Annotated in this window: 9 protein-coding genes and 1 rRNA gene (1 of these 10 cut by a window edge); 7 read left to right on the top strand and 3 right to left on the bottom strand. The window is 60.7% G+C overall.

Annotation, left to right across the window (positions count from 1 at the left end):
- Window positions 1-277: ribosomal RNA gene (locus tag LF599_RS07790) — 16S ribosomal RNA — on the bottom strand; it reaches 1276 nt to the left of the window's first position.
- A gap of 614 nt (window positions 278-891) precedes the next feature.
- Entirely contained in the window at window positions 892-2259 is a 1368-nt protein-coding gene (asnS, locus tag LF599_RS07785; RefSeq protein WP_279522897.1) for an asparagine--tRNA ligase, read from the bottom strand.
- Window positions 2260-2412: 153 nt separating this feature from the next.
- Between asnS and ftsY the strand changes: the two genes are divergently transcribed.
- From ftsY to LF599_RS07770, 3 genes are all read left to right on the top strand, one after another.
- Window positions 2413-3816 (top strand): signal recognition particle-docking protein FtsY, encoded by a 1404-nt coding sequence (gene ftsY, locus LF599_RS07780; RefSeq protein WP_279522896.1) that lies wholly within the window; start codon window positions 2413-2415, stop codon window positions 3814-3816.
- A 27-nt stretch (window positions 3817-3843) separates the two neighbouring features.
- On the top strand, window positions 3844-5304 hold the full coding sequence (locus LF599_RS07775; protein WP_279522895.1) for a 30S ribosomal protein S1: 1461 nt from the start codon (window positions 3844-3846) through the stop codon (window positions 5302-5304).
- A 117-nt stretch (window positions 5305-5421) separates the two neighbouring features.
- Window positions 5422-6198 carry a substrate-binding periplasmic protein gene (locus LF599_RS07770; protein ID WP_269943142.1) on the top strand — a complete coding sequence of 259 codons (777 nt, stop codon included), beginning with the start codon at window positions 5422-5424 and terminating at the stop codon, window positions 6196-6198.
- A 6-nt stretch (window positions 6199-6204) separates the two neighbouring features.
- Here the strand turns inward: LF599_RS07770 and LF599_RS07765 are convergent, their stop codons facing one another.
- A complete protein-coding gene (locus LF599_RS07765) occupies window positions 6205-7032 on the bottom strand; it encodes an RluA family pseudouridine synthase (protein ID WP_279522894.1) in 828 nt (275 codons plus the stop codon).
- 119 nt (window positions 7033-7151) lie between these two features.
- Here LF599_RS07765 and LF599_RS07760 point away from each other — a divergent pair, with 119 nt between their 5' ends.
- Genes LF599_RS07760 through LF599_RS07745 form a run of 4 tightly spaced genes read left to right on the top strand, consistent with a single transcriptional unit; the run spans window position 7152 to window position 15106 of the window.
- Window positions 7152-8138: an ornithine cyclodeaminase family protein gene (locus tag LF599_RS07760; protein WP_279522893.1), complete on the top strand. Its 987-nt coding sequence runs from the start codon at window positions 7152-7154 to the stop codon at window positions 8136-8138.
- Window positions 8139-8140: 2 nt separating this feature from the next.
- Window positions 8141-9025 (top strand): DMT family transporter, encoded by an 885-nt coding sequence (locus tag LF599_RS07755; protein WP_269943319.1) that lies wholly within the window; start codon window positions 8141-8143, stop codon window positions 9023-9025.
- 3 nt (window positions 9026-9028) lie between these two features.
- Window positions 9029-12178, top strand: coding sequence for a UvrD-helicase domain-containing protein (locus LF599_RS07750; protein WP_279522892.1), 3150 nt, complete (start codon window positions 9029-9031; stop codon window positions 12176-12178).
- Window positions 12179-15106 (top strand): PD-(D/E)XK nuclease family protein, encoded by a 2928-nt coding sequence (locus tag LF599_RS07745; protein WP_279522891.1) that lies wholly within the window; start codon window positions 12179-12181, stop codon window positions 15104-15106. It begins immediately after the preceding gene.
- Window position 15107: the final 1 nt, after the last annotated feature.

The raw sequence follows: 15107 nt of genomic DNA, 5'->3' as shown, positions 1-15107 counted from the left end.
GCCATTACCCCACCAACAAGCTAATGAGACGCGGACTCATCCAAAAGTGGTAGCTTATAAATAGAGGCCACCTTTCCCACATAAAGCTAAATATGCAGATTATACGGTATTAGCAGCCGTTTCCAACTGTTATCCCGATCTTCAGGGCAGATTATCCACGCGTTACTCACCCGTGCGCCGCTCTACTCACTCTCCGAAGAGAGCTTTCTCGCTCGACTTGCATGTGTTAAGCACGCCGCCAGCGTTCAATCTGAGCCAGGATCAAACTCTCCAGTTGATAAACTTGGAGAATGTTGATCACTCAATCTAAACTCGTATTAAACGGGCTGTGATTATTCGTGATCTATTTTGCTCAACTCGCTATTTAATTGTCAAAGACCAACTATGTCTTGCTTCTCAATGAACGACCCGCGCGGTGCGGGAAATTACAATCTAGATTTTTCCAGATCAGCCGTCAACCACTTTTTGAAAGTTTTTCAAAAATCAAAATGCGATCAACCATTCATTATATTTGAGAAAGAACGAGCCGCCGAGGCGTCCTGTCGGGCTTCCCCGTGCGGCGAAAGAGGTTCTAGGTGAATCCACATCAGAGGTCAAGCGGTTTTTCCTTTTTTTTTCAATCTCTCCTCACTACTTTCTGCAATCAGCTGAAATAAATCCATAATTTAAAAACACAAAAAACAGCAATTTCACACAAGCACGCTTGTGTCTCTTTCTAAAGCGTACGATCATCCCTTGCCTGCCTACCAACTCTCCTCCTTCTCATTCTCCCCACCACAATCATTTCATACATCCAAAAGCCCTCTTGCGCCTCCAAATGGGGACCTCTTCCCTTAACGCAAAAGGCCCGACGGGATTCCGTCGGGCCTTCGGCGCTGATATTACTATAACCTAGAAGTCGAGACTCTTGGGTGTCCGGGGGAATGGAATGACGTCTCGAATGTTATGCACGCCCGTTACGAGCATGAGCATACGCTCAAACCCCATGCCAAATCCGGCGTGAGGCGCAGTGCCGTACCTTCGCGAATCAAGGTACCACCAATACTCTTCCTGGTTGAGTCCCATCTCGGCCATACGGGCGGTGAGCACATCCATACGCTCCTCGCGTTGGCTGCCGCCTATGATCTCGCCGATACGGGGCACAAGACAATCCATGGCCGCCACGGTCCGGTCATCCTCGTTCATGCGCATATAGAACGGCTTGATGGTCTTGGGGTAATCATAGACATAGACCGGCTTCTTGAACTTCTCCTCGCAAAGAAACCGCTCATGTTCGGTCTGAAGGTCCATACCCCACTCCACAGGGTACTCGAACTTCTTCTTCGTCTTCTTCAATATATTGATGGCCTCGGTGTATGGCACCCGTTCGAAGGGCTCCTTGAGTATGGTCTCAAGCGTGGGCATCAGAGTCTTGTCCACCCACTTGGCGAACAGCTCCACATCCTCGGCGCACTGGTCGAGCATGTGCCCAACCAGATACTTTATCATCTCCTCGCCCAGATCCATGTCATCCTGCAGATCGGCAAACACTATCTCGGGCTCGATCATCCAGAATTCGGCGGCATGACGCGGGGTGTTGGAATTCTCAGCCCGGAAGGTGGGACCAAAGGTATAGCAGTCGCCAAGGGACAGGGCGAACATCTCCACCGAGAGCTGACCGGAAACGGTCAGGTTGGATGGCTGTCCGAAAAAGTCGTTCTCCACAGGCTCCTTGCTCCCCGCCTCCAGGGAAGTCACCCGGAACATCTCGCCCGCTCCCTCACAGTCGGAGCCGGTGATGATCGGCGTATGGATGTAGAAGAAGCCCTTGTCGGCGAAGAATTTGTGCACGGCCTGGGCCAGACGGGAGCGCATCCGGAACATGGCCCCGTATTTGTTGGTCCGGGGACGCAGATGAGCGATGGAGCGGAGGAACTCGTCGGAATGGCGTTTCTTCTGCAAGGGGAAGGTTTCCTGGTCGGCTTCGCCGATGACCTCAAGGGATTTGCCCCGAACCTCCCACTTCTGCCCCTGGCCCGGAGATTCCACCAGTTCGCCCAAAATGGCCACGGACGCGCCGGTGCCGGTCCGGGCAAGGGCGGCCTCAATCTCGGGAGTATGGTCCACCACTACCTGGATGGTGCCCAGACAGGAACCGTCGTTCAACGCCAAAAAGGAAAATCCTTTGTTGTCGCGTTTGGAACGGACCCACCCCTTGATGCAGATTTCCTTCATCGGGGCCTGAGCGTTCAATGCGTCAATTATCTTGGTTCGTTTCATTTATTCATCCTTTGGGTGAATTTTTTTCTCGCTCTTAGCCCCTTGGCCGCGTAATGGCAATACGCGGGACACAATATCCTCTATTGCCACCACAACTGAGGTAGGCTATTAACTACGCCCGAACTGACAACGTTATCATTAGAAGAGGCCCTGATGGGATTTTTTAGCAGACTGAAAAAGGCGTGGGCAAGCCCGGAGGACGCGGCCCAACAAGCCTTGGACGAATACAAGCGGGAAGTCGGGATCGAACTCGACGAACCGGCCAAGGCCGAGCCCGCCCCCGTAATCGCCACGGAACCCGCCCCTGTTGCGGCAACTCCTCCGACCCAAGACGCATCCGACGCCGCTCCGACACCCACCGAAGACTGGCAGGCGGGCCTGACTCTGGCCCTTCGCCAGGCCGAACCCAAGCTCTCCCAATGGCTGAACATCATTGTGGAAGGCGTGGACCATAAGGGACAATCCCTGTGGGATCGGCTGGCTTTCCTGTTCAAGGCCCTGGGCGCACCGGATGCCGAAGCTCAAGAGTTTATCAGCAAGTTCGAAGCCTGGCTGGACGACATGGGCTACGAAGCCGTCCCCGACTTCAAATCCGAACTGCAATACAGGCTCGCCCTGGCGCTGGACCTGGAAGACGAGGAAGACGAACGCGACCGTCTGTTCCTCAAGCTCTCCGAAGGCATTTCCAAGACCCGCGAACAGATCACCAAGCGCATCGACACCCTGCTCTCCACCCACTCTTCCCTGAACGATGAATTCTGGGAGGCATTTGAGGAAATTCTCATCATGGCCGACGTGGGCATGGAAGCCGCAGAGCAGCTCATGACCAACCTCAAGACCCGCGCCCGAAAGGCCGGGACCGACAATCCCGAGGATTTCAAGGGCATCCTGCGCGAAGAGCTGGAAGACATCTTCAAGGTGCCCCGCCGCATCGAGGCCGTGAACCCGCCCGAGGTGCTGATGATGATCGGCGTCAACGGCGTGGGCAAGACCACGACCATAGCGAAGCTGGCCTACCGCGCCCAGATGCAGGGGCGCAAGGTGCTCATAGCCGCAGGCGACACCTTCCGAGCGGCCGCCATCGACCAACTGCGGGTCTGGGCCGACCGCCTGGGCACCGGCTTCTATGCAAAGGCCGAGGGTTCCGACCCCGCCGCAGTGGCCTATGAAGCAATGGACAAGGCCGTCGCCGAGGGATATGACCTGCTGCTCCTTGATACGGCCGGACGACTGCACACCAAGGCCAACCTCATGGAGGAGCTGACCAAGATCAAACGAGTGGTCGGCAAGAAACACGAAGGCGCGCCCCACCGCAACATCCTGGTCATCGACGCTACTACCGGCCAGAACGCGCTCAGCCAGACCAAGCTGTTCAACGAGGCCGTGGGCGTGGACGAAATCATCCTGACGAAGCTGGACGGCACGGCAAAGGGCGGCGTGGTGGTCGCCGTGACCCTGCAGAACAAGCTTCCGATCACCTTCGTGGGGCTAGGCGAAAAAATGGAAGACCTCCGTCCCTTCGACGGCAAGGACTTCGCCAAGGCCCTGCTCACTTAACCCTTTTACCAAAACGGTAGAGACGACGTGTCCGAAGAATTCAAAGAGCGTAATGGCGTGGAAGAAGGCGAAGAGTCCTTCGCCGAACTGTTCGAACAGTACAGCGAAGGCGGCGGGGATGACCTGTCGGTGGGTGACAAGGTGTCCGGCACCGTCATCCAGGTAGGCGAAAACTCCGTCTTCGTCGACACCGGCACCAAGCTGGACGGCGTTGTCGACCGCGAGGAGCTGCTGGACGAAGAAGGCAACTGCACCGTAGCCGAAGGCGACACCGTAGAACTGTATGTCGTCGGCAAGGACTCCGGCGGCATCAAGCTGTCCCGCGCCATCTCCGGCGTAGGCGGCTTGGCCATGCTCGAAGAGGCCAAGAGGGGCGGTCTGCCCGTTGAAGGCAAGGTGGAGTCCACCTGCAAGGGCGGCTTCAACGTGACCATCCTGCAGCGCCGGGCTTTCTGCCCCGTCAGCCAGATCGATGCCCGCTTCGTGGACAATCCCGAGGAATACGTGGGCCAGACTCTGGAATTTATCGTCACCAAGCTGGAAAGCCACGGCCGCAACATCGTTGTCTCCCGCCGGGTTCTGTTGGAGCGCGAGGCCGCCGAGTCCGCCCAGACGTTTGTGGACGAAACCAAGGTTGGCGACGAGGTCGAGGGCACCGTTACCCGACTGGCCGCATTCGGCGCGTTCGTCGAAATCATGCCCGGCCTGGAGGGACTGGTTCACATATCCCAGTTCGGATACAGCCGCGTGAGCCATCCCGAGGAAGCCGTCTCCGTCGGCCAGAAGGTTCGGGCCAAAATCACCCGCCTGGAGCACGACGACAAGGGAAGGCTCAAGATATCCCTGTCCATGAAGGAACTGGCACAGAATCCCTGGGATACCCTGTCCGCCACCTTCGCCGTGGGCGATATCGTCTCCGGCAAAGTTGTTCGACTGGCCGACTTCGGTGCGTTCGTGGAAATAGCTCCCGGCGTGGACGGTCTGGTCCACATCTCCGAGATGAGCTACACCAAGCGCGTGAACAAACCTTCCGACATGGTCAAGGAAGGCGACTCGGTCTCGGTCAAGATCAAATCCATCGACATGGACAAGCGGCGCATCAGCCTTTCCATGAAGGACGCCGAGGGTGACCCGTGGGCTGAAGTGGCCGAGCGCTACTCCGCAGGCATGAAAGTCGAGGGCGTGGTTGAGAAGCAGGAACAGTTCGGCATTTTCATCCAGCTCGAACCGGGCATCACCGGCCTGCTGCCCAAGTCCGTCCTTGCCCGCTCCGAAAACCCCTCCGCATTCGAGAAACTCCATGCCGGTGACACCGTGGAAGTGGTCGTTGGCGAAGTAAAGGCCAAGGAACGCAAGATTTCCCTGACCACCGGCGACACCCGCGACGACGGTGACTGGAAAGATTTCGCTCCGAAGCGCAAAACCGACACCGGCTCCATGGGCCTGCTCGGCGCCAAGCTGCAGGAAGCCCTCAACAACAAGAAATAACGCGAAAAACAGCGAAACGAAACGACCCGGCCTCCCCAAGGAAGCCGGGTCGTTCTTTTTTGGCATTTCTCTTTCGGCCCTTCTGTTATAAACTGCCGACAAGAGGAATATGCCTTCATGAGATGCCGAGCCTGCCTGACACTGGTCTTCCTGCTGCTCGCGCCCTTGGCTCATGCGGAAGACGTCATCAATGTGGCCACGTCCACATACTGCCCGCTGGCCTGCGGCCCGGACAAGGCCCCGCACGACGGCATCATGCACGAAATTCTACGCAGGTCATTCAAAGGGGCCGGCTACCGCCTGGTATTTCACGACATGCCGTATATCCGTGCCGTCCGCGATACTCTGGACGGCCGATACGATGTAATTAGTTATGTGAACTCGGCACAATCAGACAATTTCATCTACGTCCGCAACCTGGAAATGGTTAACGAGCTTCGGTTCGCCACCCTGACCGACTGTCCCTGGCGTTACCGAGGAGTGAAATCCCTCGAAGGCATCCGCTTTTCCATCCCAAAGGGATTCCGGACCGGCAACCCGGAAGTCGACGCCTACCTGGACACACACGAGCGGGACCCCTCCCGCATAGTCATGAACACCGGGAACAACTCAACCGTGACTCAATACGCCAACCTGGAATGTCTGCTCAACGACCGCGTGACAGCCATGCTCGTCGGCTCCCTGCCCTTCCAGTACATATCACAAAGAGAAGGCCTAACCGACAAGATCCGGGTGGACCCGGAGCCTGTGGCCAAGTTCTACAACAGAATAGCCTTTTCGCCGCGCTGCCCGAACGGGGAAGCGCTACGGGATATGGTGGAACGAAAGGTCAGGCAGATGCGGACATCGGGAGAGCTTGAGAGCCTCTTCACCCACTATAGAAGCAATCCTTGACGAGAATCAGAAAAGCGGAACGATCTCTGCCTGAAAACCAGGCATGTCGATGCGTTGGTGCTGAAGCATCAGGCCGCGCGGGGAATCTCCCTCGCCGTAGAGGGGATCACCTACGATGGGATGCCCGATGGACGCCAAATGCGCCCTGATCTGATGGCGCGCACCTTTCATTATGAGACAGCGCACGAGAGAGGTGTCGGCCGCATTGTCGTGAGACAGGGCGGTAACGCCGGTCCAGCGGCGGGAATCCGGGTCCGTCTCGGCCAGGACGCGGGTTTTCTTGCGATTGTCAGTGTCCAGCCTGTTGTGAACGGAGACGATGCCGTCAAGCCGCCCCTTGATGCGGGCCAGATAGAACTTCCTGATGGCGCCGTCGTCCTCGTATTCGAGGTAGGCCTCACGCGCCTCGGGGGTCAGGGCCACCAGAAGCAGCCCGGAAGTCAGGCAGTCCAGCCGATTGAGCAACACCGGATTTTCGCCTGGGAAAAGACCGGCCAGAGCGGCTTCGGCGCAGGGTTCGCTTCCGCCTGGGATAATTGCCGAATGCACGCCGCCCGGTTTGTTGACGGCGGCGAATCCGCCTTTCCGCTCGACTATCTTCAAGCCCAATTCTCTGGCTTTCGTCATCTCCCGCACTTCCCTTATTTCCACCACTTGTCCGATTCGTACCCTGTAACCGGGCTTCCTGGCCCGGCCGTCCACCAACACGCGCCCTTCGTCGCACAGACGACGCCTGAGGCGTAGCCCGGAATCGGGCAAGAACGCTTCGAGAGCCCGGTCCAGACGGTTGCCGTCACCGGATGCGTCGATACTGAACGTCCCCTCGAAAATCATAGGTCAACCATACGCGCAACCACCTTCCCCGGCAAGGGTTTCCGGTTGCATCGACAAGGAATTTGAAGCATTCTGGCGTAAGGATTCAATTCAACGGACAGCCTCGCAAAGGAAACGGAATGAGCACGGAAGTACGCTGGATATCGGCTAGGGAAATCGACAGTCTGGGCATCACCATGACCGAAGTGATGGACGCTGTGGAGACCGGCTTTGCCGCGCTGGGCCGCGGAGAGGGAGAGATGCCCGCCAAGATCGGCATCCACCCGCGCGAGGACTGCTTCATCCACGCCATGCCCTGCTGCCTCGGCGGCGACATCGACCGGGCCGGAGTCAAATGCGTTTCCGGCTACCCGCCTAATCCGGCCAGGGGCCTACCCTACATCTCCGGCATCATGCTCCTGAACGATCCGGAAACCGGCCTGCCCCAGGCGGTCATGGACGCGGCCTGGATCACGGCATGGCGCACGGGCGCGGCATCCGGCGTATACGCCCGCCGCTTCGGCAATCCCGAAACCACCTCGGTGACCATCGTGGGCACGGGAGTGCAGGGCCGTGTCAACCTCCTCGCCATGAAGGAGGTCTTTCCCAAGCTGAAGGACGTCCGTTGCCACGACATTTTCGAAGCCGCGACGCAGCGGTTCATCGACGACATGGGCCCAAAACTCCCAGATGCGGTCTTTTCCGCCCATACCGACCTGGAAACGGCGGTCAGGGACACGGACGTGCTCATCACCTGCACGCCCATCGTCGAATCGCCCGAGCGGGCCGTGCGCTGGAAGTGGCTCAAGGATGACTGCATGGTGATCGCCGTGGACTACGACGCCTGCGTGGACGAGAAGGTATTCCGAGGCGCGCACTTCACCTGCGACAACCGCAACCAATACGTCTGGACCCAAAAACAGGGCATCTATTTCCAAAACGGCTACCCCGGCCCCGAAGAGATCGACGCAGACATGTGCGAACTCTGCGCGGGCCAAAGGGAAGCCGTGCGCGAAGGCCGCCGCGGGGCCGTGCTCATGGGCATCGCCACCCACGACGTCATGACCGCCGCACTGGTCTACGAACGCGCCGCCGAAGCCGGGATCGGAATCCTGGTAGAATTGTAGCCATGGCCGGATTTCTCTATGTCATGGCCGCCGCCTTCATGTGGGGGCTGATCGGCGTATTCACCAAGTTCATCCTGAACGCGGGCGTAAGCGCCCTGGAAATCGCCTTCTGGCGCGCCATGTTCGGCTGGGTCTTCTTTCTTATCCATGCGGCCGCGGCCGGACAACTCAAGGCCCACCGCAACGATTTGCCCGCCCTGCTCGGATTCGGAGTCATCTGCGTGACCCTGTTCTACGGAGCCTACCAGATCGCCATCCGAGACGTGGGCATGGCCATGGCCGCCGTGCTCCTCTACACGGCCCCCGCCTGGGTGGCCCTGCTCTCAAGAGTGGTCCTCAAGGAGGAACTCACCCTGGTCAAGACGGCCTGCGTGGCAATGACCGTCCTCGGTGTGACCTGCATCAGCCTCGGTCCCAAGCTCATGAGCGGGGCGACCATCGAACTGAATGTCTTCGGCCTGTCCGCCGGGTTGCTCTCAGGATTCACCTATGCCCTGTACTACATCTTCGGAAAGAAGTTCCTCCACCGCTACCCCACGCCGACCATTTTCGTGTACGCCCTGCCTTTCGGCGCGCTCCTGCTCCTGCCGTTCATCGACTTCACGCCCAAATCGGCGGAGACCTGGCTGCTCTTGCTCGGCATGGCCCTGGTCACCTCCTACGGCGCGTTCTCAGTATATTACGCAGGCCTGAAGCGCATGGACGCGACCCATGCCTCGGTGATAGCCACTTTCGAACCCCTGGTGGCCGCAGTGCTCGCCTTCTTCCTGTTCGGCGAGCAATTTTCCCTGCTCGGGTACGCGGGGTCTTCCCTCATTATCATTGCGGTGCTCCTGGTAGTGCTGTCCGGCCAGCAAGCCGGAAGAACCGCCAGGAACGAAGGATAAAACATGTCTGAACTGAAACAGGTCAAGGCGTCGGCGGGCTCGGGCAAGACCTACCAGCTTACCCGCCGCTTCCTGGCCCTGCTGGACGCGGCCGGTGACGAAGCGACCTTCGTGTGCGCCAACCGTCCCGGCCGGGGCTATTCCTGGCCCGAAATCATGGCCGTGACCTTCACCAACAAGGCGGCCGCCGAGATGAAGGAACGAATCGTCGGCGGCCTCAAAACCATCGCCCTGGGCCTCGACAAGGACCCGGCCTGTTCACGGGACACGGCCCGGCGCACGGTGGGCGCGATCCTGCGCCGCTACCACCGGCTGAACATTCGGACCATCGACTCGCTGCTGACCCTCCTGCTTCGCCTCTTCGCCCTGGAATTCGGAGTGCGCCCCGATTTCGAAATCGTCTTCGACGAACGCGAGCTGTTCGACGCGATCTTCGACCATTTCCTGGCCCTGTGCGAAACGGACGAGCCCTCGGCCGCCCTTCTTGACGACGCGGTCCGTACCCTCATCCGCCAAGAAAGGCGCAACGGTTTCTGGGTCCAGGACACGGTCCGCGACCGGCTGCGCGAATTGACCGGCTGTCTGGAGACTCAGGCGTACCACCTGCTCACGGACCAGAAGGCCATCGCCGACCTGCTGGTCGAGGATTACGATTCCTTCAAACGCTCCGTGGACGCCATGACCGCCCACGCCGAAGAGATCGGCCTGCCGCTGAACAAATATTTCAAGGATTTTCTGGCCAAATGCCTGGACATGGACCTGTTCGATCCCGTCCCTGACTCCACCTCCATCCACAAGGGAAGCGCGGCGGACTGCGTCCTGGCCAAAGGCAAGGGGTTGGTGGATGAACGAACCGAATCCTTCTACGCCCGTCTTCAGGACAAGTGGGCCGACTACCGCCTCGCTCACGCCACCCTGGCCGGAGCCTATTTTCTGGCCCCGGCCATAGAAATCGCCCTGCGGCTCGAAAACGGCCTGGAAGAATTGCAACGCAAACGGGGGACGGTCCTCAACTCCGGAGTGGCCGGACACGTCATAGAGCTGCTGGCGGACGGCGGCGCCGTGTCCGAGGCGTATTGCCGACTCGGCTGCCGGTTGCACCATCTGCTGGTGGACGAATTTCAGGACACCAACCGCGACCAGTGGCAGGCCATCATCCCGCTGGCCGGGGAATGCCTGGCCAAGGGCGGCAGCCTCTTCTTCGTGGGCGACGTCAAGCAGGCCATCTACGGCTGGCGCGGCGGCGATTCGGCCCTGTTCGACGAAGTCATGACCCAGCCCGAGGTGGCGGGGCTCGCCGAAGACGCCGAGTCCGAAAACCTACCGGACAACTGGCGCAGCCACCGCAACGTGGTCGAGTTCAACAACGACTTTTTCTCCAATCTCGAAGACCCGGACCAGACCGCCGACCTGGCGGAACGCGTCCTGCCCGACGCCGATGCCTCATTCCGCGCCGAGTTCGCCGAAGAGCTCATGCGCAGCTTCAAGGATTGCTCCCAATCCCTGCCGGACATGCACCTCGATACCGGCGGCTACGTGCGCATGGAACGGTTGCCCGGCGGCAGCTCCGGCGACATCGAGGAGCAGACCCTGGAACGGCTCGACGCGCTCATGGACGACCTGACCGCACGACGCAGCTACCGGGACATCGGCATCCTGGTCCGCTCCCACCCCCATGCCTCGCTGATCTGCGACCTGCTGGTGCAAAAAAACATTCCGGTCATTACCGAAAACTCCCTGCAACTGGACCGCCATCCCGTGGTGCGGCAGTTGGCCGGGTTTCTCGGTTTCCTCGACTTTCCCCGCGACGACGCCGCCTTCCTGGCCTTCATCGGCGGAAAAGAGCTTTTCCTGGCCGAATCCGGGCTGCCCGAGACCGAGCTGCTGGACTGGCTCGTCCGTCCTCGGAAAAAGCCCCTGGGCGTCCAGTTCCGCGAGGACTTTCCCGACCAGTGGCGGCGGCTCATCGAGCCTTTCTACAACCAATCCGGCCTGATGACCCCCTACGATCTTGCCATGGAGGCCGTGCGCGTCTTCCGTGTGCTGGAAAGGCACCCCGAAACCGAGCTGTACGTGCGCCGCTTCCTCGAAGTCATCCACCTGGCCGAAGAAAACGGCTACGGCTCCCTGTCCGCCTTCCTGGAATACTGGGAAGAAAAATCCGACCAGGAGAAGGTGCCCCTGCCCGAAAACATCGACGCCGTGCGCATCATGACCATCCACAAGGCCAAGGGCCTGGAGTTCCCGGTTACCATCGTCCCCTTCCACCACTGGAAAACCGGCACGGACCGCAACTACGTGGTTCGCGAGCACAAGGGGCACAACCTGCTCGTGCCCCTGCGCAAGGAGCTGGGGCGGCCGTATCAGGAAAGCCTGGGGCGCACCGTGCGTGAACAGCTCAACCTCCTCTACGTGGCCTGGACCAGGGCGCGGGAGGAACTCTACGGGTTTTTCCCGGAAAAGGCGGGCAGGGTCTCCAACCCGGCCACCCTCAAGGCCATGGACCTCTTTCTGGAACTGGACGACGACGGCGTATTCGAACGGGGGAACACTCCGGCCGAAACACACCCTTCGGAGACCGCTCCCCGACCCGAGCCGCGCGAGCTGGCCCCGGAATCGGGCGAGGCCGATCTCATGGGCTGGCTGCCCAGGCTTCGCGTCTACCGCCACAACCTGGACGACTATTTCTTCAACGAACGTATGCGCGGCGAAGTAGCCCACCGGGTCATGGAGCACATGACGGTCACTGCCGACACCGCCACCGACATCGACCGGGCCATGGCCTTGGCGGTACAGGACTTTCCCGAGTTGGGCGCGCTGTCCGACGCGGAACGGAACAAACTCGACGCGGACCTGCGGACCATGGCCGAATGGGCGCTCGGCGACGAACGGCTGCGCGGCTGGCTGGCTATCGGCGCACGCGAGCCCGAGGTGCTGGCCCCGGGCGGCGAGTTCAAACGATTCGATTTGCTGGCCTTGGGCGAGGAGGCAGTCATAGTGGACTTCAAGACAGGCCGACCGGACCCGCACAACGAGGTTCAGGTCCGCGAATACATGGACATCCTCTCGGCCATGGGCGGCTATGGCGAGCCGCGCGGCTTCCTGGTCTACCTGGACCAGCGGGAAATTCGCGAAGTGGGGAGGGACGCCTAGATGAACCCCCTGATCCTGATCCCCTGGCAGACCGACTTCATGCCGGTGCTGGCCGACATGGTCGCCGAGTCCGACAATCCCGGCAAACTGACCATTCTCTTTCCACACAACCGCCCGCGCCGTCATCTCAAGGCACTGCTTGCCGCGCACCCGGCCATGCCCCGGCCCGCGTTCATGCCGGAGATGACTTCCATTGCGGACTTCGTTTCCGAGTTGCACCGCCGCCTCTCGCCCACCCCGCCCATACGGGCCAACCAGCTCGATCTCGTGGAGATGCTCCACCAGATCGTCGCGGACCTGAGCGGCCGCAAGGGCAGCCTTCTCTCTCGTCTCCCGGAGCTTGACCGCGAATCGTTCCTGCCGTGGGGCGTTCTCCTCTCCAAGCTCATGGACGATCTCCTTCGCCAGGACCTGGAACCGCAGGACCTGGAGTACATGGAGGGCGAGGTCTCGGCTTATGCCGCCGCGCTCCTTGAACAGTTGCGCGCCATCCACCATGAATATCTCGCCCGGCTCGACGCCAGGGGCTGGACAACGCCTGGGCTGTCCGCCCGTTTCGTCCTCAGCCGACTGGACGACGTCGCTTCGACGCTGAACGACAGGACCGTGCTGGCCGCCGGATTCTACGCGCTCAGCGGAACCGAGGACCGTCTCTTCAGACACATCTGGGAGCATGGCATCCTTACCCCGGTGCTGCACTCCGACCCGGCTCTGGCCGAAGGCGGCCGCCCCCACTGGGCCACAGCCGAGCACACCGCCTGGCTCTCCCGCTGGGGAGTACGCCCGGAAATCCCCCTGGGGCTGGACACCGCTCCCCGCAACCCGGACATCCGCTTTTGCGAAGGCTACGACCGCCACTCGCAGCTTGCCGGTCTGCATGAGGACATGCGCGCCGTCCGCGAACAGGGGTCCCTGGACCGAACCGCCATAGTCCTGCCCGACGAAGGCGCATTGCTGCCCGTGCTGCATATGTTGCCCGAGGTCGATCCGGAGTTGGAACCGAACATCTCCATGGGCTATCCCCTGGCACGCACCTCCCTGGCCCGGCTTGTCGAGACTCTGCTGGTACTCCAGGAGAACCGCTCCCCGGACGGCCGCTATTATTGGAAGGACGTCGTCGCCCTCATCCGCCACCCCTACCTGCGGCTGCTCGGCCCCGACGACAAGCCGCTACGCACCCTCTTCCACCTATGGGAAGCCGTCATCCGCCGGGGCGAGAAATTCATCGACCCCATGGGCTGGGAACCAGTCTGGGACGAGAATGGCCTCGCGGACGTGGACAAGACCGTGGCCGGACCGCTGCTCAAGGAAATCCTCGACCGATGCCTCTCCGCGTTCGAATCAGTCGGCACACTGGCGGACCTGAGCGAAGCCCTGGCCGGACTGGCCGGAATGCTCCACGCGCGGGGCGAAAAACTGTGGCATACCTATCTCATGGACGCCGAATGCCTGTTCCGGCTGACCAACTCCGTGATTCCACAGCTCAAGGGAGCTGAAACGAGCTTCGAACCGTTCGGACGGCCGACCCTGCACGCTTTTCTGCGGCGGATGCTCAAACAGGAGCGCGTATCCTTCGAGCCCGATCCCCTGACCGGGTTGCAGGTCCTGGGCGTACTGGAAACACGCCTGCTCCATTTCGACAGGCTGTTCATCCTCGACGCCGAAGAGGAGCGGCTGCCCGGCACCAACCCGTTCGACCCGCTCCTGCCGGACCCCCTGCGCAAGCTCCTGGGCCTGCCCGACGCCCGCGAGCGGGACAACGTCTCTGGATACAACTTCTACAGACTGCTCATGGGCGCCAAAGAGGCGGTCGTCTACTACCAGAACGGCGTACAGCCGGGCCTGCTCGACCAGAAATCCGTTCGCAGCCGCTTCGTGGAACAGTTGCTCTGGGAACGCGAACTGTCCGCAAAACGCCTCCTGACGGCAAAGGACAAAGCCATCCGGACCGTCACTTTCCCGGCCAGTTCCCTGCCCTCCGGGCTCCCGGCGATCCAGGTGACCGAGACAGTACGCCGAGCCCTTGAGGAACGCCTGTCCGACAAGGGGGTGTCGCCGTCGAGCCTGGACCTGTACATGAATTGCCCCAAGCGGTTCTTCTACCAATACCTTTCCGGCGTACGGCCCATCGACGCCGTGGACGAGGAAGGGGACCGCAGTGAATTCGGCTCCCTGGTCCACGACGTGCTCAAGGAGTTTCTCCAGCCTCACGTAGGCACCGGCGAGAATCTCTCAGGCCTTGACCCCGCCCCGCTGCTCGCCGCCTTCAGCGAGTCCTTCCGGGCCGGGCCGCTCTATGCAAGGCTTCCCCTGGACACCCGCACGGCCCTCATGGAAGCTGGCCGCTACCGGCTGGAGCAATTTGTGGGCAAACAGAAACCGGCCACCCTGCTCGGCCTTGAGCAGCCTCTCGATTGGACCCTCACCCTCGACGGCCGGACGATTCCGTTCAAAGGCCGCATCGACCGGGTGGAACGGCGGGAACAAGGCGTCGTCATTCTGGACTACAAGACCGGCGGCGCGCCGATGCCCAAGGCGGGCTTCTGGCAGGACATGGAACTCCGGGACCGCATGGAAGGGTTCGTTCAAGGCGACATCGATCCCGATCTGGCTGCCGATCTGGCGGACAGCGTACGCTCGATCCAGCTCCCGGCCTACCTGCACCTCTACGCCGAGGCCGAAGGAGAATCCCCGGTCAACGCCGGGTTGATCCACCTGGCCGAAAACGGCGACGAGCGTTTGCTTTTCCCTGGGAAATGGACGGAAGAGGAAATGGACGAGGCTGTGGACGACATCGCCCCGCTACTGGTACAGACATTGATCCGGCATATGCTGACGGCCTCCCGGTTCGAACCCCGGCCCGGAGACCGCTGCAAATGGTGCGACTTCACCAAACCGTGCGGGCAAACCCCGCCCAAGGACAAGTAGG

The sequence above is a fragment of the Pseudodesulfovibrio thermohalotolerans genome (genome assembly GCF_021353295.2).
Classification (GTDB): domain Bacteria; phylum Desulfobacterota; class Desulfovibrionia; order Desulfovibrionales; family Desulfovibrionaceae; genus Pseudodesulfovibrio; species Pseudodesulfovibrio thermohalotolerans.
Note: the sequence above shows the minus strand (reverse complement) of the source record. Positions and strands in the feature narration are given on the sequence as shown.

What these genes read in the sequence shown, in the direction of transcription:
- LF599_RS07750 (WP_279522892.1), top strand. Translation starts at nt 9,029, where the DNA reads ATGTCTGAACTGAAACAGGTCAAGGCGTCGGCGGGCTCGGGCAAGACC.
- LF599_RS07770 (WP_269943142.1), top strand. Translation starts at nt 5,422, where the DNA reads ATGAGATGCCGAGCCTGCCTGACACTGGTCTTCCTGCTGCTCGCGCCC.
- asnS (WP_279522897.1), bottom strand. Translation starts at nt 2,259, where the DNA reads ATGAAACGAACCAAGATAATTGACGCATTGAACGCTCAGGCCCCGATG.
- ftsY (WP_279522896.1), top strand. Translation starts at nt 2,413, where the DNA reads ATGGGATTTTTTAGCAGACTGAAAAAGGCGTGGGCAAGCCCGGAGGAC.
- LF599_RS07765 (WP_279522894.1), bottom strand. Translation starts at nt 7,032, where the DNA reads ATGATTTTCGAGGGGACGTTCAGTATCGACGCATCCGGTGACGGCAAC.
- LF599_RS07755 (WP_269943319.1), top strand. Translation starts at nt 8,141, where the DNA reads ATGGCCGGATTTCTCTATGTCATGGCCGCCGCCTTCATGTGGGGGCTG.
- LF599_RS07760 (WP_279522893.1), top strand. Translation starts at nt 7,152, where the DNA reads ATGAGCACGGAAGTACGCTGGATATCGGCTAGGGAAATCGACAGTCTG.
- LF599_RS07745 (WP_279522891.1), top strand. Translation starts at nt 12,179, where the DNA reads ATGAACCCCCTGATCCTGATCCCCTGGCAGACCGACTTCATGCCGGTG.